A 1,725-nucleotide genomic window follows, 5' to 3' on the forward strand; every position below is an offset into this window, starting at 1 on the left:
GCATCACTTTTAGTGATGTGGAGATTCCTTTGGAAACATTTTAAACAAAACAAAGCAAGTCAGTAATGATTTGTTCTGTCAGTTTCAAACTCGCATCTGTTCGCTCTTTTTCCGGGTGGACGGTGCAATCAAATGTCCCGGCTTCGGCTTGGGAGATAAACATTTACGGAGAGTTTGATCCTGGCTCAGGACGAACGCTGGCGGCGTGCTTAACACATGCAAGTCGAACGATGAAGCTGGAGCTTGCTCTGGTGGATTAGTGGCGAACGGGTGAGTAACACGTGAGTAACCTGCCCTCCACTCTGGGATAAGCGCTGGAAACGGCGTCTAATACCGGATATGAATCTCCACCGCATGGTGGGGGTTGGAAAGAATTTCGGTGGGGGATGGACTCGCGGCCTATCAGCTTGTTGGTGAGGTAATGGCTCACCAAGGCGACGACGGGTAGCCGGCCTGAGAGGGTGACCGGCCACACTGGGACTGAGACACGGCCCAGACTCCTACGGGAGGCAGCAGTGGGGAATATTGCACAATGGGCGCAAGCCTGATGCAGCAACGCCGCGTGAGGGATGACGGCCTTCGGGTTGTAAACCTCTTTTAGTAGGGAAGAAGCGAAAGTGACGGTACCTGCAGAAAAAGCACCGGCTAACTACGTGCCAGCAGCCGCGGTAATACGTAGGGTGCAAGCGTTGTCCGGAATTATTGGGCGTAAAGAGCTCGTAGGCGGTTTGTCGCGTCTGCTGTGAAATCCCGAGGCTCAACCTCGGGCCTGCAGTGGGTACGGGCAGACTAGAGTGCGGTAGGGGAGATTGGAATTCCTGGTGTAGCGGTGGAATGCGCAGATATCAGGAGGAACACCGATGGCGAAGGCAGATCTCTGGGCCGTAACTGACGCTGAGGAGCGAAAGGGTGGGGAGCAAACAGGCTTAGATACCCTGGTAGTCCACCCCGTAAACGTTGGGAACTAGATGTAGGGTCCATTCCACGGATTCTGTGTCGCAGCTAACGCATTAAGTTCCCCGCCTGGGGAGTACGGCCGCAAGGCTAAAACTCAAAGGAATTGACGGGGGCCCGCACAAGCGGCGGAGCATGCGGATTAATTCGATGCAACGCGAAGAACCTTACCAAGGCTTGACATATACCGGAAACGTCCAGAGATGGTCGCCCCGTAAGGTCGGTATACAGGTGGTGCATGGTTGTCGTCAGCTCGTGTCGTGAGATGTTGGGTTAAGTCCCGCAACGAGCGCAACCCTCGTTCTATGTTGCCAGCACGTAATGGTGGGAACTCATGGGATACTGCCGGGGTCAACTCGGAGGAAGGTGGGGATGACGTCAAATCATCATGCCCCTTATGTCTTGGGCTTCACGCATGCTACAATGGCCAGTACAATGGGCTGCGATACCGCAAGGTGGAGCGAATCCCAAAAAGCTGGTCCCAGTTCGGATTGAGGTCTGCAACTCGACCTCATGAAGTCGGAGTCGCTAGTAATCGCAGATCAGCAACGCTGCGGTGAATACGTTCCCGGGCCTTGTACACACCGCCCGTCAAGTCATGAAAGTCGGTAACACCCGACGCCGGTGGCCTAACCCCTTGTGGGAGGGAGCCGTCTAAGGTGGGATTGGTAATTAGGACTAAGTCGTAACAAGGTAGCCGTACCGGAAGGTGCGGCTGGATCACCTCCTTTCTAAGGAGCATCTGGCAACCATAGGTTGTCCAGGCGCCAG

General features: G+C 54.8%; 1 rRNA gene. It reads left to right on the forward strand.

Going from position 1 to position 1,725, the window contains the following annotated elements:
- Window positions 1–162 precede the first annotated feature (162 nt).
- A 16S ribosomal RNA gene (locus tag D9V34_RS17370) occupies window positions 163–1,685 on the forward strand.
- Window positions 1,686–1,725: the final 40 nt, after the last annotated feature.

It is taken from the genome of Mycetocola lacteus (assembly GCF_003667575.1).
GTDB classification, from domain to species: Bacteria; Actinomycetota; Actinomycetes; order Actinomycetales; family Microbacteriaceae; genus Mycetocola; species Mycetocola lacteus.